The organism is Pantoea sp. Taur (assembly GCF_009830025.1).
GTDB classification, from domain to species: domain Bacteria; phylum Pseudomonadota; class Gammaproteobacteria; order Enterobacterales; family Enterobacteriaceae; genus Pantoea; species Pantoea communis.
Genome location: NZ_SZZZ01000025.1, coordinates 19,103 through 39,129 on the forward strand (window position 1 = coordinate 19,103; position 20,027 = coordinate 39,129).

23 protein-coding genes and 1 pseudogene are annotated in these 20,027 nt (G+C 52.6%); 14 read left to right on the forward strand and 10 right to left on the reverse strand.

Features of this window, described 5'->3' with window-relative positions; translation table 11 throughout:
- Window positions 1–188: 188 nt before the first annotated feature.
- From FD744_RS22745 to FD744_RS22770, 6 genes are all read left to right on the forward strand, one after another.
- Complete coding sequence (locus tag FD744_RS22745; RefSeq protein ID WP_034827626.1) at window positions 189–791, forward strand: amino acid synthesis family protein; 603 nt, start codon at window positions 189–191, stop codon at window positions 789–791.
- A complete protein-coding gene (locus tag FD744_RS22750) occupies window positions 763–1,590 on the forward strand; it encodes an alpha/beta fold hydrolase (protein ID WP_160869551.1) in 828 nt (275 codons plus the stop codon). Before FD744_RS22745 ends, FD744_RS22750 begins: the two co-directional genes overlap by 29 nt.
- A 3-nt stretch (window positions 1,591–1,593) precedes the next feature.
- Window positions 1,594–2,535, forward strand: a complete 942-nt coding sequence (locus tag FD744_RS22755) for a flavin reductase family protein (protein ID WP_160869553.1) — start codon at window positions 1,594–1,596, stop codon at window positions 2,533–2,535.
- A complete protein-coding gene (locus FD744_RS22760; RefSeq protein WP_160869555.1) occupies window positions 2,532–3,569 on the forward strand; it encodes an LLM class flavin-dependent oxidoreductase in 1,038 nt (345 codons plus the stop codon). Before FD744_RS22755 ends, FD744_RS22760 begins: the two co-directional genes overlap by 4 nt.
- Window positions 3,570–3,580: 11 nt before the next feature.
- Window positions 3,581–5,047: an aldehyde dehydrogenase gene (locus tag FD744_RS22765; protein WP_160869557.1), complete on the forward strand. Its 1,467-nt coding sequence runs from the start codon at window positions 3,581–3,583 to the stop codon at window positions 5,045–5,047.
- A gap of 273 nt (window positions 5,048–5,320) precedes the next feature.
- Window positions 5,321–6,721, forward strand: a complete 1,401-nt coding sequence (locus FD744_RS22770; protein WP_160869559.1) for a cytosine permease — start codon at window positions 5,321–5,323, stop codon at window positions 6,719–6,721.
- 1,948 nt (window positions 6,722–8,669) lie between these two features.
- On the opposite strand, the pseudogene umuD reads toward FD744_RS22770, so the two are convergent.
- The 6 genes and pseudogenes from umuD to FD744_RS22795 all read right to left on the reverse strand — a co-directional run.
- Window positions 8,670–9,011, reverse strand: a pseudogene (umuD, locus tag FD744_RS25425) (translesion error-prone DNA polymerase V autoproteolytic subunit); the annotation flags it as partial.
- Between the two features lie 568 nt (window positions 9,012–9,579).
- Complete coding sequence (locus tag FD744_RS22780; RefSeq protein WP_160833711.1) at window positions 9,580–9,834, reverse strand: biofilm development regulator YmgB/AriR family protein; 255 nt, start codon at window positions 9,832–9,834, stop codon at window positions 9,580–9,582.
- A 98-nt stretch (window positions 9,835–9,932) separates the two neighbouring features.
- Window positions 9,933–10,205, reverse strand: a complete 273-nt coding sequence (locus tag FD744_RS25430) for a hypothetical protein (RefSeq protein ID WP_097118180.1) — start codon at window positions 10,203–10,205, stop codon at window positions 9,933–9,935.
- Between the two features lie 143 nt (window positions 10,206–10,348).
- The gene (ycgZ, locus tag FD744_RS22785) at window positions 10,349–10,600 is read right to left on the reverse strand and encodes a regulatory protein YcgZ (protein ID WP_160833710.1); all 252 of its coding nucleotides are present in this window, start codon (window positions 10,598–10,600) and stop codon (window positions 10,349–10,351) included.
- A gap of 294 nt (window positions 10,601–10,894) precedes the next feature.
- Window positions 10,895–11,152: a hypothetical protein gene (locus tag FD744_RS22790; RefSeq protein WP_160833709.1), complete on the reverse strand. Its 258-nt coding sequence runs from the start codon at window positions 11,150–11,152 to the stop codon at window positions 10,895–10,897.
- 247 nt (window positions 11,153–11,399) lie between these two features.
- The gene (locus FD744_RS22795) at window positions 11,400–11,636 is read right to left on the reverse strand and encodes a DUF2171 domain-containing protein (RefSeq protein ID WP_045816885.1); all 237 of its coding nucleotides are present in this window, start codon (window positions 11,634–11,636) and stop codon (window positions 11,400–11,402) included.
- 779 nt (window positions 11,637–12,415) lie between these two features.
- On the opposite strand from FD744_RS22795, the gene FD744_RS22800 reads away from it, so the two are divergent.
- A complete protein-coding gene (locus FD744_RS22800; RefSeq protein ID WP_160869563.1) occupies window positions 12,416–12,676 on the forward strand; it encodes an XRE family transcriptional regulator in 261 nt (86 codons plus the stop codon).
- Window positions 12,677–13,014: 338 nt separating this feature from the next.
- Here FD744_RS22800 and FD744_RS22805 read toward each other — a convergent pair whose 3' ends face one another.
- Both FD744_RS22805 and FD744_RS22810 read right to left on the reverse strand, forming a co-directional pair.
- On the reverse strand, window positions 13,015–13,272 hold the full coding sequence (locus FD744_RS22805; protein WP_160869565.1) for an XRE family transcriptional regulator: 258 nt from the start codon (window positions 13,270–13,272) through the stop codon (window positions 13,015–13,017).
- A 916-nt stretch (window positions 13,273–14,188) separates the two neighbouring features.
- Entirely contained in the window at window positions 14,189–14,365 is a 177-nt protein-coding gene (locus tag FD744_RS22810; RefSeq protein ID WP_072050593.1) for a DUF3606 domain-containing protein, read from the reverse strand.
- On the opposite strand from FD744_RS22810, the gene FD744_RS25435 reads away from it, so the two are divergent.
- A complete protein-coding gene (locus FD744_RS25435) occupies window positions 14,348–14,614 on the forward strand; it encodes a hypothetical protein (RefSeq protein WP_202403693.1) in 267 nt (88 codons plus the stop codon). The two genes, FD744_RS22810 and FD744_RS25435, sit on opposite strands and share 18 nt — an antisense overlap.
- 203 nt (window positions 14,615–14,817) lie before the next feature.
- Here FD744_RS25435 and FD744_RS22815 read toward each other — a convergent pair whose 3' ends face one another.
- Window positions 14,818–15,324, reverse strand: coding sequence for a DinB family protein (locus FD744_RS22815; RefSeq protein ID WP_097118174.1), 507 nt, complete (start codon window positions 15,322–15,324; stop codon window positions 14,818–14,820).
- A 1,264-nt stretch (window positions 15,325–16,588) separates the two neighbouring features.
- On the opposite strand from FD744_RS22815, the gene FD744_RS22820 reads away from it, so the two are divergent.
- A complete protein-coding gene (locus tag FD744_RS22820) occupies window positions 16,589–16,903 on the forward strand; it encodes a hypothetical protein (protein ID WP_160869567.1) in 315 nt (104 codons plus the stop codon).
- Here FD744_RS22820 and FD744_RS22825 read toward each other — a convergent pair.
- Entirely contained in the window at window positions 16,893–17,132 is a 240-nt protein-coding gene (locus tag FD744_RS22825) for a biofilm development regulator YmgB/AriR family protein (protein ID WP_045816981.1), read from the reverse strand. The two genes, FD744_RS22820 and FD744_RS22825, sit on opposite strands and share 11 nt — an antisense overlap.
- 161 nt (window positions 17,133–17,293) lie before the next feature.
- Here FD744_RS22825 and FD744_RS22830 point away from each other — a divergent pair, with 161 nt between their 5' ends.
- The 5 genes from FD744_RS22830 to FD744_RS22845 all read left to right on the forward strand — a co-directional run bounded on the left by FD744_RS22830 (window position 17,294) and on the right by FD744_RS22845 (window position 20,017).
- A complete protein-coding gene (locus FD744_RS22830; protein ID WP_160869569.1) occupies window positions 17,294–17,941 on the forward strand; it encodes a hypothetical protein in 648 nt (215 codons plus the stop codon).
- 264 nt (window positions 17,942–18,205) lie between these two features.
- Window positions 18,206–18,388 (forward strand): general stress protein, encoded by a 183-nt coding sequence (locus tag FD744_RS22835; protein ID WP_097118170.1) that lies wholly within the window; start codon window positions 18,206–18,208, stop codon window positions 18,386–18,388.
- Window positions 18,389–18,863: 475 nt separating this feature from the next.
- Window positions 18,864–19,118 (forward strand): hypothetical protein, encoded by a 255-nt coding sequence (locus FD744_RS25440; RefSeq protein ID WP_202403685.1) that lies wholly within the window; start codon window positions 18,864–18,866, stop codon window positions 19,116–19,118.
- A gap of 279 nt (window positions 19,119–19,397) precedes the next feature.
- Window positions 19,398–19,640 (forward strand): regulatory protein YcgZ, encoded by a 243-nt coding sequence (gene ycgZ / locus FD744_RS22840; RefSeq protein WP_160869571.1) that lies wholly within the window; start codon window positions 19,398–19,400, stop codon window positions 19,638–19,640.
- A gap of 104 nt (window positions 19,641–19,744) precedes the next feature.
- The gene (locus FD744_RS22845) at window positions 19,745–20,017 is read left to right on the forward strand and encodes a hypothetical protein (protein WP_160869573.1); all 273 of its coding nucleotides are present in this window, start codon (window positions 19,745–19,747) and stop codon (window positions 20,015–20,017) included.
- Window positions 20,018–20,027: the final 10 nt, after the last annotated feature.

Consider the following 20,027-nt stretch of genomic DNA (forward strand, 5'->3'; position numbering starts at 1 on the left):
ATTGCCTTTTTGATCCTCATCTCCCCAGTCATGGCGGGGTTTTGCATCGCTTAAGCATAGCAAAAACGCCGGAAAAATTTAATACCGTATGATGGTATACCAACTTTTGACATGCCAGAAATCTCAGTGTTATATCACTTCCCGACACACCAGATTAACAAACCGTTAACTTGAATGAGGTTCTGACCATGCATCCAGATATACGCAAGACGTTCGTTACCACCGAGACCATTTACTCCGACGGCGGCAAAGCGGCGACGACACCGCTGGTGATGATTGCGGCGGCTGCCGTGGTGAAAAATCCGTGGGCAGGTGAGGGTTTCGTGGAAGATCTCGCGCCTAAGATTCGTGAAATGGCGCCCGTGTTGGGCGAGTTACTGACCGGGTTAATCGTGAAAGAAGCGGGCGGCGGCGACAAGGTTGTGGCTTATGGCAAAAGCGCCGTCGTCGGTCTGAACGGCGAACTGGAGCACGCGTCAGCGCTGATTCACACCCTGCATTTCGGCAACCATTACCGCTCAGCGGTAAAGGGTAAAACCTATCTGGCCTTTAACAACACCCGCGGTCCAGCCAATACGCCCATTCTGGTGCCGATGATGGGCACCGATGATGAAGGGACTCGCGAGCACTACCTCACCATGCAGTTCAACATCAATGATGCGCCATTCAGCGATGAGATTGTGATCGCGTTGGGCGCGGCACTGGGCGGCCGTCCGCATCATCGTATCGGCAACCGTTATCTTGACCTGAAAGAGTTAGGCCATGACCAGAAAAACCCAGCAGCTATCTGAGTTAGGTCTCCAGGTGAGTTACCTGGAGGCTGGACAGGGCACGCCGCTGGTGTTGATCCACGGCGTCGGCATGAACGCTGACGCCTGGTTCCCGCAAATGGACGTGCTGAGTCGCTATTTCCGCGTGATCGCAGTGGATATGCCGGGCCATGGCGAAAGCAGCGGCTTTCGCCATCCCGCCACCCTGAAAGATTACGTGCAGTGGCTGGCCCTGTTCCTGAAGACACAACCGGAATCCAGCTTTGCCGTGGCCGGACACTCAATGGGGGCGTTGATTACTGCAGGGATTGCCATCGATTATCCCCAGTTGGTGAATCACGCGATTGTGATGAGCGGCGTGTTCAAACGTAACGACACGGCACGCAACGCCGTGTTGCAGCGGGCACAAGAGCTGGCCAGCGGCAATGTGCGGCTCGATGCCCCGCTGGATCGCTGGTTCAGTGACGATCACCACGAACAGCCCCTGCGTAAAAAAGTGGGCGCGTGGTTGCAGCAGGTGAATCTCGACGGCTATGCCCGCGCCTATCAGGCGTTTGCGGCCGGAGATCGCTTTTATTCAGAACGCTGGAACGAAATGCAATGTCCGGTGTTGGTGATGACCGGTGAACTGGATGCCAATTCGAATCCAGACATGACGCGCCAGATGGCCCAGGCCGCGCGCCAGGGGCAGGCGGTGGTGGTCGCTAACGCTAAACACATGTTGAATCTGACGGATGCCGACCGTGTGAACGAAGAGATTTTATCGTTCCTCAATACGGTTGCGGCCGCCGTCACGCAAAAAGAGCCTGTAAAGGATTAACTTATGGACGCAGATAAACGCAGACAGTTACGCGACGCCTTTGGCGCCTTCATGACCGGTGTCACTGTGGTCACCACCAACGATGCGCAGGGGCAGCCGATTGGTTTTACCGCCAATTCGTTTTCTTCGGTATCGCTCGATCCCGCGCTGCTGCTGGTGAGCATCGATAAGCGCTCCGCGAATTTCGACAATTTCACTCAGTGCCCGCACTTCGCCATCAACATCCTGGCTGAGCAGCAGAAAGAGACGTCGAACATCTTCGCGCAGAAGATTGCCGATCGCTTCTCATTGGTAAAGTGGCGCAAAGGGGAGTTCAGCACACCGCTGCTGGATGACAGCTCCGCCTGGTTTGAATGCGCGATGCATCAGGTGGTGGATGCTGGTGATCACGCGATCCTGATCGGCAAAGTTGAGCAGTTCGAGTCCTGTGGCACCCCGGGGCTGGGCTACTATCGCGGCGCCTACTTCACGCCTTATCAGAATGCCGAGTCTCTGATTGCCGGGCCTAATGTGGTGGTCAGTGCGTTGATTGAATCGGCGGGCCAGGCGCTGGTGGTGAAAAAAGAGAGTGGTTATGGCCTGCCGTCGCAAACGGTGAATAACCGCAGCGTCAGTGAAACCCTGAAACAGGTGTTCGATGGACTCAACATCGAAGCCAGCCCGGGTTTTGTCTACTCCATCTGGGAAGACCGCCAGAAGAAACAGCAGCATATCGTGTTCCTCTGCGCGCAACCGACCGGCAGCACCTTGCCAGCGGTACAGCAGGGCGAATGGGTGGATGTCCACGCGCTGGCGCAACTGCCGGTACCGGACAGCGCGTGGAAATCGCTGGTCGATCGGTTTATCCGCGAAAATGCCGTCGGTAATTACGGCCTTTATTACGGCGATGAAGTTGAAGGCTCAGTGCGCCACTTCTTTACTCCGTCTCATCAGGAGGTGGTATGAAACTTTCCCTGTTCCTGCACATGGAACGCGTGTCAGCGGATGACGCACAGGACCAGCTGTACGATGAAATGATGGAACTGTGTGAAATCGCGGATAAAGGCGGTTTGCACGCTATCTGGACCGGCGAACACCATGGTATGAACTTCACCATTGCGCCGAACCCATTTATCAATCTGGTGGATATCGCCAGCCGCACGCAAAACGTGCGTCTGGGCACTGGCACCATCATTGCGCCATTCACCCATCCGATCCGCCTGGCGGGCGAAGCGGCAATGACGGACTTGATCACCAAAGGGCGTCTGGACCTCGGGATTGCACGCGGTGCGTACTCCTATGAATACGAGCGTCTGATGCCGGGAATGGATGCCTGGGAAGCGGGCCAGCGTATGCGAGAGCTGGTTCCGGCAGTGAAAGCGTTGTGGAAAGGGGATTACGAACACAAGGGTGAGTTCTGGAATTTCCCGTCTACGACTTCATCGCCACAGCCTAAACAGCAGCCGCATCCGCCGATCTGGGTCGCCGCCCGCGATCCGAACAGTCATGAGTTTGCGGTGAAGAACGGTTGCAACGTGCAGTGTACGCCGTTGCATCAGGGGGAAGAGGAGATCACGCGCCTGATCACCACCTTTAAAGATGCCTGCCGTGAATACGCACCCGATCAGCCGCTGAAAATCATGCTGCTGCAGCATGGATTCATCGCGGAGGATGAGGCAGATGCGCAGCAAGCCGCTGTTGAGCTCAATCGTTTTTATAACTACTTCGGCGCCTGGTTTAAGAACGAGCGCCCGGTGGAGCAAGGCCTGATTAAGCCGCTGACGGAAGAAGAGATCGCGGCGAACACCTATTACAGCGTGGAAGGCATGCGGAAAAACCTGGCGATCGGTAATCCTGACCAGGTGATCGCGCGCCTGAAAAACTATGAGGCGATGGGCTACGATGAGTACGCCTTGTGGCTGGACAGCGGTATGACCTTCGAGCGCAAAAAAGCCTCGCTGGAACGCTTTATTCAATACGTTGCACCTGCATTTCACTAAGCGGAGACGTCATGGAATCCTTCAAACTCTATATCGATGGCCAATTTGACGCGGGTACAGCGACGTTCACCTCGCTGAACCCGGCCACCGCCGAGCCGTGGGCCAATATAGCCGAAGCGCGCGGCGAGCAAACCGACCGCGCAGTGCAGGCGGCGGCGCGTGCGTTTGAATCTGACGCGTGGCGTGGATTAACCGCCGGTGCGCGCGGCAAATTGCTGTTGAAGCTGGCGGATTTGATTGAACGTGACGCGCCAAAACTGGCACGCCTGGAAACGATCGATACCGGCAAAATCATCCGTGAAACTCAGGCGCAGATAGCCTACGTGGCGGAATACTATCGCTTCTATGCCGGACTGGCCGACAAGATGGACGGCGCCACGCTCAGCATCGACAAAGCCGATATGGAAACCTGGATCAAACGCGAACCGGTGGGGGTGGTTGCGGCCATTATTCCCTGGAACAGTCAGCTGTTTCTCTCCGCGGTGAAAATCGGGCCTGCCATCGCGGCCGGCTGTACGGTGGTGGTGAAAGCGGCAGAAGTTGCCCCGACGCCACTGCTGGCTTTTGCTGAGTTGGTGCATGAGGCTGGTTTTCCGGCTGGCGTGATCAACGTGATCACCGGATTTGCTGAAGGATGTGGCACGGTGCTGACACAGCATCCGCTGGTTGATCACATTGCCTTTACTGGTGGCGCAGATACGGCACGTCACATCATTCGCAACAGCGCGGAAAACCTGGCGAGTACCTCCCTGGAATTAGGCGGGAAATCCCCGTTTATCGTGTTTGCCGATGCCGATTTAGACAGTGCAGCCAATGCGCAGGTGGCGGCCATCTTCTCTGCCTCAGGACAGAGCTGTGTGGCGGGATCGCGTCTGTTGCTGGATGAGCAGATAAAAGATGCCTTTATTGAAAAGCTCACCAGCAAAGTGCGCGGGATTGTGATTGGCTGCCCGCAACAGCAGGAGACGCAGTTTGGTCCACTTTGTACCGAGCGGCAGAAAAGCAATATCGAGCAGGTAGTGAGTCGCAGCATCGAGCAGGGCGCGCGTCTGGTGATCGGCAATCAGCCGGTTGATCGCCCTGGTTTCTATTATCCGCCCACCATTCTCGATTGCAGCGCCGTACCGAATGCAGAAAGCGTGGTGCAGGAGTTGTTTGGTCCGGTGTTGTCGGTGCTGACGTTTAAAGATGAAGCCGACGCGATTCGTTTAGCCAACGGCACAGAGTATGGTCTGGCGGCAGGCGTATTCACCCAGAACCTGACTCGCGCCCATCGCGTCACGCGTAAGTTGCGCAGCGGCGTGGTCTGGCTAAATACTTATCGCGTGGTTTCACCGCTGGCGCCATTTGGCGGCTACGGTAAGTCTGGCTTTGGTCGAGAAGGCGGCATTGAAGCGGCGTTGGAATACACCACCACGAAAACAATCTGGCTGCGCACCAGCGATGAGCCGATTAGCGATCCCTTTATTATGCGCTGAGGGGCTAAGGTGCGCTGACATGCGCACCTTGCGGGAATCTGGTTTGCATATATCAATGCGCGCTCTGCCAGAAATAACGTTGGAATTTTCAGCGTCGTTATTTATGACGAGCGTCACAGGTACAGTTGTTAAGCATTAAATAGCACCGGGAGTCTTATCGCCAATTCTTTAATAAGAAGACGAAAAACCATTCGTCGGGATGGCTGTGGCTTTTTTTCGCGAGGAAGGTCTTACCCACATTAAAAAACAATCCCATTTTGAGAATTGGAGGGTATGGTGAATACACAACCACGTCAGAGTCAAATTATAGAAAATAAGTCAGTGGATTATGTCCCGGAATCGGAACGCCACGGTAAATCGCACAGTTTATTTACCTTGTGGTTCTGTACCAACATTGCACCGTTGGCGGTAGTCAGCGGTGCGATTGCCACCGAAACGTTTCATCTGAATGTTATTTCCGCATTAACCGCGATTATTGCCGGTCATCTGTTTGGCGGGATCTTCCTTGCGTTAACTTCTGCGCAAGGGCCCAAAGTCGGCATTCCCCAAATGGTGCAGAGCCGCACGCAATTTGGTCGCTACGGTTCGCTGCTGGTGATTAGCTTTACGACGGTGATTTATCTCGGGTTCTTTATCTCGAATATTTCGCTATCCGGTAAAGTCATCAACAACGTCTTTCCGTCGATGCCGGTAAGCAGTGCCACGGTCATTGGCGCTATTCTTGCCACCGCCATTGGTATCGTCGGTTATCATTTTATCCATCGCATCAATAAAGTTGGTGCATGGATCATGGGTGCGGCGCTGATTTTGGGCCTGGCGCTGATGGTGTCACAACCCTTACCCGCAGACTTTTGGTCTCGCGGCAGCATGAGTGCAGCAGGGTGGTTTGGCACTTTCTGCATAGGTGCGGTATGGCAAATCAGTTTCTCTCCCTATACCTCTGACTACTCGCGCTATCTGCCCGCCAATGTCGGTATTGCACGCCCGTTTATAGCCACTTACTTAGGCGCCTGCGGCGGTACCATTCTGGCCTTTATCTTCGGTATGATGGCCGTCAATATCGCACCGACAAGCGATGCGATGATGTCAGTGCGCCACGCCACTGGCTGGCTCGGCCCTATTCTGATGGTGCTGTTCCTGGTCAATATTATCTGCCACAACTCAATGAATCTGTATGGCGCGGTATTATCACTGATCACCGCTGTGCAGACGTTCCGTCCACACTGGACGCCGGGTGCCGCAGTGCGTTTAGTGGTCTCATCACTGGTATTAGTGGGAAGCGTGTTAGTCGCGCTGGCAGCATCACAGAACTTTGTTTCCTTCTTTATCAATTTGATTCTGGCGTTGATTGCGGTATTGATTCCATGGATTGTGATTAATCTACTGGATTTTTATTATGTCAATAAGCAGAAGTATGACGTTGAAGCGATATTTCGTGCAGACGGCGGACGTTATGGATTGCTCAATACCCAGGCATTGCTGGTCTATTTCGCTGGAATCTTAGTGCAAGTGCCCTTTGTTGAAAATGCATTCTTTTCCGGTCCCTATGCGAATTTAATTCCGGGTGTCGATATTTCATGGATTATCAGTTTCGTGGTGACGAGTATCGCGTATCCGATATTTCATCGGAAAAATGAGTCCAGTCTGGTGAGCACCAGGAAAAGTAAGGCGTGAAGAGAAATCCTATAAGGTGAGTGCGCTATCGTTCAATTTCCGGGTGGAATTCCACCCGGGGTATTTAATACGCCTGTTAGTTTAGCGAACCGCTTTTACTTTGGACACCGGCATTGATAATGCCGGTCTCTGTACAAATAGACCACATTTTCAACTACAAGCCTTACCAAGGCACAGCTCGCTCAGCACGATGCCTGCTTTAGCGTATTAGCATCTCAAGAGCCATATTAATTTCAGCAACTTGGTTCCATCTTCAATTATGTTACGTTAGTCCTGCGTGCCTTAACGCGGTTAACACACCGTGAAGCTGCAGCCTTTTTTCATTTTGAAAAACTACCCACAAAGTTCGTCCTCGGGCTGGTGGGTTAACAATATTTAAATGCGTTCATAACTGCCCTTTGTCAGTGCCCGTTATGCTCTGAACTTGTAATATTCTTTTAGCCCACAGCGCTAACATAGTTAACGGTACAGTCGTGTAGAACCTAGCCCAAACCTGGCGCTGGTGCAGGCCTTTACATGCGCGCGGATCCTATTCAAAAATTCTTATTGGGACGTTTTCTAATTCCAAAGAGGAAAATCAAAAAAACTTCATTTACTAAATATACCTTAGTCGCGGCACCATTTTTTCATATATGACATCACATGGATACTCATATCACTTTAGCGCATAATTACTGCTAAAGATGTGAGCGCATTCTGCAAAATCCTGCATCTTTATCTGAAACAACGGTGCGCCCATTTTAATGCCGAGCTTTATAGCGTCTATGTTATTTGGAATTGACCGCGATACATACTGGCGATTCTGAAGAGGGTATGCCTCGTTTGTTTTCTAATAATTCCGGTTATTGATTCCGGCGACTTAGATTTTTAACCCATCTGATGGTTTGCAGCAGTTTACGCCCTGACCTGCCTCTGAACTCAACGCACTGTGCGTACTGCAGCGACTTATCCTTCAGGGCAACGTCTACCGACGGCTTCCTGCTTAAATCATTTTATATGGCACCATTTAAAGTGCCTGGATACATGTGATACTAATGCAGGAAAAAGAGGAAAGAAGATGCCCTTGTGAAAGTTTTGTTAGCCGCTTTCAGTGATGCTGTGAAAAATTAATCTATAAAAAAATCCCTCGTCGGAGGATGGCGAGGGAAAATATAAGAAAAGCGATGGATTTCTTAACACTTCCAGCTTAGCCCCCTAATTTTTACAATGCCACAATTTTTCATAATCTTTTCATTTTTTTCTAATTGGATTTCTACACATTATAATTCAATCTCTAATATGTTATGACCTTGTGCCGCCCTACTAAGAGAGGTGAATGTGTCAGTATTGAGCCAACAACTGGAACAAAACTTCGATGATGCGTGCCAGATAATTGGACAGGTGGCTATTCAGAAAGCAGCCAGGGGAGAAGAAACAAGCCGCCCTCTTCTTGTTGCGGAGATTAACAAACTAGCGGACAGATTCAGGGAACTTACCGGAGAGGAACATCTTGCTATGAGAATGGCAATTGAATCACTAGCGCCTCCTGTTTAAATACCCATAGTATTTGTGAGCTTCCCTAAAGGGACTATACATATAATGGCTACCACCTGTAGCCCCCTTATAGCCTCAGCGCCGCATGCGGGATAATTCAAATGGGGCCGTTCGGGAAGAACGTTGTTCGTATTGGATTCCCAGTTCCCTACAACAATTAAGCTTCAGCTAAGACAAATGTCACAGATATGCAGGAAACAATGCTTATCTGAGTTTTCACTCATGTGTTATTAATAATTGATCGCCTGAGTCATTTGATTTTCGATTCCACATAACCGGCGCTGCGTACGATCACGCAGCCGTCGTTATTCGGCATCACCACAACCGGTTTATCGCGCAGGCCCAGACGAAACAGTACCTCACAGCTGGCGTAAAACGAGTTCACTAGGCCAAACATAGGCATCGTTACCTCCGCCGCGCGCGTGCTGTTAACGCCCCAGGTGGCCACGCCGAGCAGATGCAGGCGTTTAACCGTAAAATCACCTTCCACCTCAGCCATCACAATATCACCGTGCGCCGCCTCCTCCGCCCGGTCAACCACCATGACGTCGCCGTCATAAAGCCCAAGGCCTTCCATGCTGCTGCCGCTTGCGCGCACGAAGAACGTGTAGGCGCGCCGGCGGATGCAGAGCTCGTTCAGATCCAGCTCTTTTTCGACATAATCGGCGGCGGGGGAGGGAAATCCCGCCGCACACGGCTCGGCATAGAGTGGTACGCGTATGCGCGGTGTGAACACGGGGAGCCAGAGTAGCGTCAGGCCGGGTGCATATTCCGCAGGTTTCACAACCGTGCTCTCTTAGCAAGGCTGTAGCAATGTGTGAATGCTCTATGTAAATTGCGCATAAATCCTCCTCTCTATAATGCTGGTTATGTGTACAGTATTATTGGGCGGCATTTATCTGGCAAGAGAAAGCCTGACGCGCTGTCAGGAAAAGCGTTTATCTGGCTGAGGCGGCAGCAAAAATATTATTTCAGGCAGGATCCCTTCACAGGGCTTATGATGATATCGGGTCAGGTGCCGCGGGGAGGCGCCTCCTGACTGTACACAGACAGCCCGGCGTTCCGCCGCCGGGCTTCATTCTGCCGCACTGCCGGTTTAAGTTCATCGCCAGCCTCCCACAGCGGCTGAATCCACTGATTTAAGCCTCGGTGATGAAGGGGGATCGTTCGGGCCCGGCCTGGTACGAAGCAGTGCGCTTCGCATTCACCCCGTTCATTCTGCTCACGTTCGCCTGAGCACTCTGGCACCAGACGAAAAAAAGCCTGCAGAGCAGGCTGTTGTCAGACGGTTGAAGCGTTTCGGGCGTTAAATGCGGCAGGGTTAACTATTCATCATCAATGTCGTGCGGATAGCCCACCACGATCTCAAGCGCACCGCGCAGGACGTCAAGCCTGACTACGTCTGAAGTAATCTCCAGCTCCGCTATAAGGGCTAGGATGATGTCTTTTCGCAGCACGCGTCCACCCCGGGCTCTGAGGCCTTCGAGTACGGCGCAGATAACTTCTGTTTCAGGGGCCAGCTGGTCGCCACGTTCACTGAGCGCCCGCAGGATGTCTTGTTCTGTTGTGTTCTGTTGCATAACCCATCGTCCGGGATAAACAAGGTTGAGGTCGCCAGTGACGACCCGTTTCTGCAGGCTCCATCCTGCCTCCGCGGCCTGACGGAGAATGCTGGTATTCAGTGCTGACGGGTGCCCGGAGGCGGCCTGTCTTCGGTCAGGAACAGCAGTTCGGGATTCAGCAGCAGGCGCGTCGCCGGCAATGCGGCAATAACTTCATCCAGCGCCATCCGGAGTGCTTCAGCCCTTTCCGGGCGCGTCTCGCCGGCCGCCATCTCCATCAGCCTGACCGCCAGCGTTGTACCGGACACCGGCGCGTTCTCGCTGAGCAATCCGGCCACAGCCTCACCAATAGCAATATCCATTATTTTTTCGCTTTTATTTCTGTACATACCGCTTTCCGGGTGTCAGTAGAGGGGCACCTTCCTGTACCGGCCGCCGCTTACGCGGCTGGCTGATGTTCAATCCGGTCAGGCCGCACCGGATTTGATATCCACAATGAAATGAAACCTGCGGTCACTGCAGCAGATGGGCTTCAGACCGCCTGCTCGCGGCCAAAAAGCAGGCCGATTAGCGTACGGTAGTGCTGCTCTTCTTCCGCTCCGCCCGCCAGCTCCAGCCGGCGAACCAGTTTCGCGCAGATGGCCGGCCGGTTCAGGGCGGCGCCGCTGCGAAGAATTTCAACCACAATCTGCCCCAGCGTTTCCTGCTGCGAGGGAAGCTTTGCTTCGGTAAAGTAACGGGCAATGTCTCCCGCAGTTTCAGGTTTAAGGCTGTTCTGGCGCATGATTATTCTCTCGTAAAAGGGACGGTTAAAATGTGTTCGGGTGCTGATGCGCGGAAAGTTATACAAAAAAATAAAAGCTGTACAGATATATGTTGCAGGATGTGATGCTTTTTTTTTGCAAAAAATGCTTATGCTTATAAAACAGAGGGGTATAGGACGGGATGCGTAGCTGAAGTGGTGCGGAGGTGTCGTCCCTGACAGTTTCTCCGGCCGGCACGCGCAGAGCGCGCCCGATACGAGGCTGGTCTTTCATCGTCGTGTCACGGCCGGAGCCGGTCTACGTTCCTGGTTGTGTTATCCGTCGTTTTCCTGGCCCGTCATCGTCATCCAGTGCAGCTCGGCCTGCTCACGACTGCTGTACTTTCGAAAACCCTGGAGCCAGCGTCTGGCGTCAAAGATTTCCGCAAGCTTCGCGTCGCTGACGTCACCTTCAGCCATTACGGAGAGCTCCTTTATAAGGGACTCCACCGAAATGTCCTGGCCGGCGACCGCCAGGCTGACCGCTGCCTCTCCGATAATGATATGGCCTTTCTCATCGTCGTGATAAAACACAGCAAATCCTCCTTTTCGGGAAAATAACAACCTCAGGATTCACTGTAGACGCAACTGGTGCATTCACCAGAAGAAAAATCTGTCATATGGACAAAAAATAAAATATTGGTTTCAGATGGCGGATTTTACGGGAGTACATCAGAATATAAATGCGTGAGAAAAAATGATGTGTTCAGTACCAGGGGATTTTGCAGTAATAACTATAAAGCGTTAAAGTTTGCCGCGGCGTTCTGCCGCGGCGGTTTGCTTAGACGGCCTGCCACTCGCTCTCGACTTCATCCTTGGATTTGGAAAGAATCACTTTATTGTCATCCACTTCCTTCACCCAGCTGAAAGGAATGATGTGGTGCTGGCCACCGGCTTCCGGGTCACTTTTTGCCAGTTTGATTTTGTCATCGCCTTCAAAATGGTCAACGATACCCACGTGCTCACCGTTAACGTCCACTACCTGGGCATGGTCCAGAACTTCTGATTTATCAACCATAGTTAATCCTTAGTTTCGTCTGCTCTTAGTGAGTTTTACCCGCCAACCTGACGGATACACACTACAAACTGTAGGTTATTTATCTGCATTATTTTTAAAACTAACAAATTGAAACATCCGGCCGGGTATCTGAAGGGACTTTTTTGCATGGAAAACGCGGGGTGTAAAAGCGCAGAGTAACGGTCATTAAGGGATGAAATGTCGGATTTATTTTGCGGATTTATTTGACAGCCGGTACGTACAGGCCATGATTATTGCACTGTGTCTTTAGATCCAGTAATGGTTAGGTGAATCGTTGAATTATTCCCGGGTCCGCCCCGGGCTTTTTCAAAAACATATCCCGTACTCATCCCCTTTACCTTCATGCCAGTAACAGAGTTCCAACCGGCGTCTTCTAGGTCAGGAAGAACCATTAAAACGGCAGGCCCTGCCTGAATAACGCGGTCCAAATCTGCCCTGGTAAGCGTATAAGACATTCTAAAACCTTACCGGAAGACAAACTTTTCTATGTCCTGACATATTACTCTGTTAAAGCCCGCTATAATGACACGGCAAGCTCGGTGTCAGGATGACACCACACTGGTTCCAGATGGCCCGGATTTATTCCGGGCCTTTCTGTTTCTGCAGCCTGCTATCCCACCTTCGCCACACCTTAATCTCACCTCTGTCCCCCGGTGTGAGTTTTGCAGCGGATTTCTCACAATCTGTGGTACAGATCTTGTGCAGCTGCCGATGTCCTCTTATGCTCGGGCTATCACCCTCACGGACCCCTGGGCTCTATGGATGGCCGCACCTCGCCCGGCCGCTTTCTGGCCTACCTGCTCGCTGAACATGACATGACGGTAAAATCACTTTGTCTGAAATCCGGTCTGGCACAGCGGGATGTCTGGTCACTGCTGTGCGATAGTAAGCCGGTGACGCCGGCCATCGCAGAGAAACTTGGGCGCGTGTTTTACTCGCCCGGATTCTGGAGCATCAGGCAGGCCATGTGGCAGCTGTGGCGGGAAGGCGTTTCGCTACCCGGAGACCGCGATACCTGAACGCGGTGAGTATGCTAAATTTTCCAGTGCCGGTACGGAATTTCTCACCCCGATTTCACCAGGGCGATTAATAAACTGTAACCGTACCGGCACCTCGCCCTGTTAAATCAGACGCTTCCTGGCAAATAAAAACGCGTCGGGCGCTATTCTTATCGCGTGTGTTATTCCTCGTGCCAACACCAGTGTGACGTATTGCAATATCTGACATGCTCTCAGGATCCAACATCACCGGCCTCAGACCGGAAGTGCTTACTCCTGTTGCTCCCGGGCCAGCCGCCCGGGATTTTTTTATTCGCTGTTTCCTGTTCTTCGTTCACGGTCAGTTCACGCTGGCCCGGTCAGATTTCCGTACTGACGCTTTCCGTCATCTCGCCGAGGAGCTGTAGCAGACGTTCTGCGCTCAGCTGCTGAGTTCTGAGTGCGGGCATCATACCGGTAAGCGAAAGCGTCACCGTTGCCAGTGCCACCGAGCGTTTAATCTCTTCTGCATTTTCATAGCTTTTGTACGTACGCAGGCTCACGCCGAGCTCTGCCGCCGCGCGCTCCCGGCTCCAGAGCATACTCCTGCGCCACAGCCTCAGATGCCATCCTGTCATGTGCTCTCCTCTTGAAAAAACCTGAAAAAGTGCAATTACTGCACTTTTCTATTATCCCCCAACTATGGTGTTTCACTGTCCCGATGACCGTCCGGAAAACCCTGTATGAACTGTCATGTGCGAAGTATGCGTGGGAGAAGCGTGCCGGACATTCCCGCTATGACGGCACTCAGGCAGAGCGCTTTCAGCAGCAGGGGGGATTCTTCTTAGCCCGAATAAAATAACCGCGTTACCCGAACTCAGAGACAGGGGGTATGTTCACGCATGATATGCGACGCGGTCGTATCCCCTCAGCGCTGCACCTGTGGCTTCTCTCATCAACATAGTCGGTAGGGTTATTTTTTCCGCAAAAAACAGCTGATATTGTGTCCCGGTTCCAGCCATTGATACGACGGCTGTCAGCCTGCCCGAAAAGACCTGAATCAGGCTGACGATTGAGATTGCTTTTATCGAAACGTAATCAATTACAGTTAGCTGCCATGTCTGCAGGTATGGTTGTCCTGGCGGTGTACTCTGAATCCTTAGAAATGCATTTGCTTTCGGAAGAATGCTGATTTCGACGTATGACATGCCAGGCGGGAATAAAAAGGCTTTCGTTGTGAACATAACGCCGTGAGTGAAAAAGCGGCAGGATGGCCGCAAGAAATTACAGAGTCGACTGAAACCTGAGTTGAGGGTGCCCACCATTCTGGCCTGCAGGGTTGAGCACAAAGAGGAAGTAGCGTTGTGGTTAAACTGTTTTCTCAGAGTTCTCTGTTTCTGATCCAACTTCCGGCTAATGCCCTTACAGCCAGCCAGCGAGCCTGACTTACTACGAAGAGCGTGTCACCGGAACTGTCCGGGTTCAGTCACGCTGCACTCCCGGGCGGCCCGATATAAATAAAAAACCCACCGGGAGGTGGGTAAGTCAGAAAGCTCAGTGTAGGAGATAGCGCTTAACGGTTTCCGGGTCTGTGCCCACCGTTTTAAGAGCTTTCACCAGCTTATCCTGCGTAGTCTGTAAAGTGAGCATCCAGTATGTAATCTGCCATTGTTCATTTATCACAATGATCTTTTTATCTTCCGGCTCGCGGCGGTGAAAAATGTAACTCATCCAAACCCCGGATTAAGGACAAAACGGCTTATTTGCTGTGTGACGCAGACGAAGAATGGCACTGAAACTGAGGGGATTAAAATTGAAATGACTGACCGTAATGAGCAAAAATTTTTATCAAAAAAAAGCCCACTTAATGAGTATCAGTGGGCCTGTTTGTTCACGCCGGAACAACGCTCTCTCGCAGAGGTGGGGTTAAGCACTGCTAATGTCGCACACCAATCTAACATCGCATTGCCTAATCCGTAACCCTATAATTTACATAGATTGTTATTTAAGATTAGGCCGCTTTTTTTCGGAATGTTCTCATCCGGAAACCCCCGGATGTAAGTCCGATAACTTTTCTGCTGAAATTTCATCAGCAATTGATTAGCAGGCCTCATGCCTTATTTCGCCCGATTTTGCCGATACGGCCGGATTTGCGGCAAAACTTTGGGATTATCGCCATTCCTTCAGCCCCTTGTGTCGAAAGACGTCAGCTGTTTACGCAGAAAATGTGACACCACGTCCTGAGGGGGCTGAATGCCACACGCTTTGATAAGCCAGCTCACCGCGCCGCGGTGTCGCGTACCATGCAGTATCACCTGCTCGATAAGGCTGAGGGGGCTTGTCTGCGCCATCTTTTCGTCTCTGCGCTGATAAATGATGGGGCGATCCCAGGCTTCCGCCGTCATGCCGGCCGCATATTCAATGAACCAGCCGGAGCAGGCCAGCATGCACGGCACCAGGACTGCCTGCTCAGGCGGCCTGCGCGGTCTGATATTCGGCCGGGATGGCGCTTCCCCCTTCAGGTTGGCACGAATGAGCATGTCAGTGGCGTGCATGTGGTACATGAGCCTGAGCATTTCCCGGTGTTCAGCGCGGAAACGGCGCGCGTCCGTTTCGGCAATGGCGCTGAGCATCCCGGCATCCATCCAGTGCTTATATCTCAGTAACGTCAGGGCGGTAACTCTTTGCATAATTTTTCCAGAGCGTCAGCACGTCCGGTATAGCGGTAGCGTGAAGTACACATTTAATTAATCCGGCGTGGACTGAGACTGACAATCCGGAGCTTATCGCTGCCAGTCTTTTCTGCGACAGAAGGGTTTCAGGCTGAGAATTCACATTCACACCTTAATGCAATGCACAGGATATACCTTCCATACCGGCGGCGGGGCAGGGTGATGCCTCCGGTAAGTGCCTGCAGGTGAGTAAGGGCGGTGAGGCGCATCTGAGTGTAGTCGCCTGAGGGGATCATGACAGCCCGGTGAAAAAAATTCTGGCAGGGTCAGGTATTCACAGCTAAGGTCCGACCACGAGTAACGTACTGCCTGATTGTATGGATGTGAATAAAACAGCTCATTGCGACGGTGAGTCATGTAGTCTGCGCACAAAGTCTGCCGGGCGGGACTGCTTATTGTGGTTGGCTCTCGGTGCTATTCGTTCAGGATATTGCGTACAGGGTTCGAAGTTTTAAAAAAGAATGTATTGCTTAGATACATAAGGCCGGGTAAGCCTGCTGCATGTTGAAAGAAAATATCCCATGCGCATTTGCCAAAAACATGATTTATCGAAAAATTTTGACACGCCTTCTATTCTGTCTATAGTTATTTCCGGTCCGGAACTCCTCCGGATTTGGGTGTAATGGAAACTGAATCTTTTTCCCGGGTACCGTCCCGGGATTTTTTTCCAGACCTGGCGATTTGTCCTGATTTTTTCGCTTCGCAGCTGTCCGGAAGCAGGGGCCAGTGCGGAACACTGGTAGTGTCGAGGTGATATTATCTGGCTTCAGAACAAGTGCTTACTGGTCCAAAATGGGCTGGTTTTCCGCTTCCCCCCATTGACCTGACTAATCAGAACAACCTGGCCGCCATCGGGCTTTTTCTCAGCATAATCATTTCAGTTAATTCCTTCTCTTTGTCAGTCAATTGGCGAGCATTGTTAACCAGAATCACATTCTCCCAAATGTATCCGGTAGTTTTATGAAAAATAAATTCATGTTTTTTGATTCAATGGGTGCAGCAGTAGATAACGTCCTGCTTCACTATTTTTTGTGATGTCAGAAAACAAAGCTGACTGGCTGCTATGCTCTGAACACGGTGAATCCCTCTATGCGACGGGGCCAGGCTACACAGGTACAGCAGGAACAAAAGCGCGATTCAGGTGGTAGCCTTTCTGAATCACCGGGAGGCACCCGGCACCGTAACTTTTACTGAAGAATGAAGAAGCGCTACGAAGGTGGCAATGCTCTGGATGGAACAGGGGCTGTATCTCAGGGTGGAAGAACTGCCGGGCGGCCCGCGGCCGCTGCCGCTGCTGAGCGGGTTCAGCCTCACGACGGCCTACAGGGCGCTGGGATGCTTTAATCCTTCGGAAACGTCTGACGCGTATTTCATTCTTTCCAACGACCGCGACGAGGTCTGGTTGATCTGTAACCGGCATCTGCGAACCGTTGTTATGCGCCATGACTGCACGGCATTCCGTTTGACGCTCTCTTCCCTGGACGAACGTTTCGTGACCGGTGAACTCCCGGTGTTACCCCTCAGGCTCAGCGATTAAACAGCATTCTGAGAAGAACCTTCAGGTGTTCTCTCTCGGCCTCATCGTCGGCACCGTCGAGGCGCCCTATCAGTTTCAGGCACAAGGCGGTGCGCGTCAGCCGCCGCTCCTGACGCAGGATTTCAACGGTGATGCGGCCCAGCAGCTCAATCTGGCAGGGGTGAGTGACCTGGCTGAAATAGCCGGTCAATCCGGCTTCTTTTTCCGGCGGTAGTCCGTCCTGTCGCATCAAATACCCGTGCGTAGTGAATGAGGTCGGGCGCAAAGTAACCGATGCACAGGCGCGTGTACAGCAGTAATCCTGCGGTGCTCTATCTTTTAAACAGCACCACCCGTTATTGCAGACAATTCAGCGGTATAAATTAACGCTCCGGTTATCAGGGAGGCTAAGTGAACAGAAAAGTAACGGCGGACGACAGCATGCCCATTACCCTGCCCGATACCAGCTTCAGCCAGGTGCTGAATCCGGAAGACACCAACCGGGCCGATACCCGCGCCTTTCTTGCCCGCGACGCAGAGCCTTTTACGTTGCCCGGGTTTGTGACGCCGTTCGGCTACACCCTCTGGGAGAACAGAGCAGAGCGACAGTTCAGGCTGATCACGCAGGAGCGTGATCCGGAGACCGTTTATGCGGTGCGGCTGGAGGAAACCGAAGACTTCACCTCGCCGGAGCGCGCCTGCATACAGGTTATGGTATGGCGCACCCGCCAGCCTCAGCATGAGGGGGCGGTGCACGGCCTGGCGCGGCGTTTTTTCTGCCATTTTCTGCATCGCTGGTCGATCATCATTACCGACAGCGCGCAGACCAACGCGGCAAAAGTGATGTGGGAGGGAATGGTGGCCTGGGCGCTGCGCGACCCGGAGCACTACGTGTACGTGTGGGACGGCACAGGTGAATCGGGCTGTCTGCACCCGGTGCGCAGCTGGCTGGCGTTCTGCGGCCACTGGGCCGCCTTCTGCTGGGGCGCGGAGCCTGAAAGCCATCTGCGGCGACGGGTTGTCATCAGCACGCACCCCCTGAACGCTGCGCAGAAGTAATACGAATGCGGCACGGCGCGCCTGCAGAACAACTCTCCACCGGAGGGGTGTCACGCGCCGTTCCGCACACACAGCCTGGCGCATATTGCTCAAGTCGCAAGCGTGAGGGGCCAGCGGGCCCGCATTTCAGGTTCAGCCACCCAGTAATGCGTGTCCGCCGTCATACCCCTGAAAAAAAGTGTGCCGAACGCGGGCAGTCCTGTACCGACGTGCCACAATATAACCGTCTGAAATACAGGACATCTTTTAACTGAGGAAGACATCATGACAACAGCAAGACGCGGGGGAGCCGGAAACTTCGCGGCCGACCCGGCACGCGCCTCTGAAGCGGGCAGCAAAGGCGGCGCCGTCAGCGGCGGTAACTTCAAAAACTGTCCCGATCGCGCGCGCGAGGCCGGTCGTAAAGGCGGACTTATCAGCCGGCGGAGCCCAAAACCTGAAGTTTAAATAAAACCACACGGACGCGCGCCGGAAGTAAATTTTATCCCGGCGCGCTTAATTAGGGAATCTTTATTTCCTAATTATCTCTGAGGTTAAAGGAGAATAATCAACAGGGCTTACCCCCTGATTTTTCTGATATGTGGCGCATATTAATAGCCAGTAACCTGCATGCTTATCATCCATATTTTTCAGGCCATGTTAAATCCTCTTCTGAGATTAAATCCCGAAACATTCACATGCTCAGGCTGCATCTCCGGATGAAAACGATTTCAGACTACACATAAGTTTTATTCAGTATTTTCCGATATTTACCTCTGATAATCTGTCATGCATCTGAATTCAGGGTGTTTTTTATTGCTGTGCGGCTGAGCGTAATTCTGACTGACGGGATAATGCGCGGAAAGTATTTAAACGGAACCGGTTTTCAGTCCGTTAAGTGACTACACTGAGATACCGTAATAAAGCGGAGGGAGAGTAAAGCATGCCTGATAATGACCATGACCAGAACCAGATGATTATTGGCGAAGCGGCAGTTCATCTGGCGATGAATAATGCGGACATTACCGTTGGCTCGCTTATCCGCGAGCTGGCTGAGATGGCCGCTGCAGAGGAAAATCCTGCGCGCTGCGTGCAGATAAGAGGGGCGAAACGCTGGCTCCGCAGGTTTGAGTCATTACCGGGCAACCGGGACGAGCTGAGATGGATTACCGCATCAGGCCGCGGCTCAGCGCACTGAAGGCATCCCCCGCCTGTTCGGATGATACCGGGCAGGCTTCTTCCCTGTACCCCGGCCCCTGAGCTGAGCATGCTGTTCTGACTGTTGTACAACCCCTTCGTTAACCCGCTCATCATTCGCGCGCTGATACTCACATAAGTTACTGTTTAGTAACATCTAGCACTTTTTGCACAAAAAGATAAGCTGTACAACAACACAATTGCTGTACAAGTTTGATTTAGTTGTATAACTTTACGGTCAGACAGAGCCGACTACATTTTAACCATTGAGAGGTTCACCATGCGTCAGAGCAATACGAGATTCCCGGATTCCGCCAGCGACATTGCGCATTACTTCAGCAAGGCATCGGCGCCGACCCAGCAGGAAACGCTGGGGCAGATTGTCGTTGAAATCCTGCGCGCAGGCAAGAACCTTAACCGTATGGCCATCTGCACCAAACTGCTGCGCCGCCTTGAAGTGGCAGCGAATCAGGAAGAAGAGCGTCATTACCAGACGCTAATCGGCATGCTGTTTGAACGCTGAGTTACCCCGGTGTTATGAGGCGGGACCCGCAGCATGCATTCAGGACCGCCCGGAATGGCCGTCCTGCCATCCTGCCCGGAAGGCACGAACCGGAAGATGCGGGTATGAATAATAAAGATTTAACTCGTCTGGCCGACGTTGTGCTGGGCGAGGCGGTGGTCGCGCTGATGAGCAGCGAAGATGATATCAGCGCAGACGGCGTGGCACGCCAGCTTCGCGCTATGAACGGCGGCGAGACGAATCCGGAAAGGCGTGCAGCCATTGCCCTGGCGCTGGGCGAGGTGCAGAGTGAGTTTGTACAGTCGCGTGAGAGCCGCGACGCTGACGTGCTGGCATTCGGTGCCCTGACCGGCCCTGATGGCGGTAATAATAATTAAACTGAAGAAC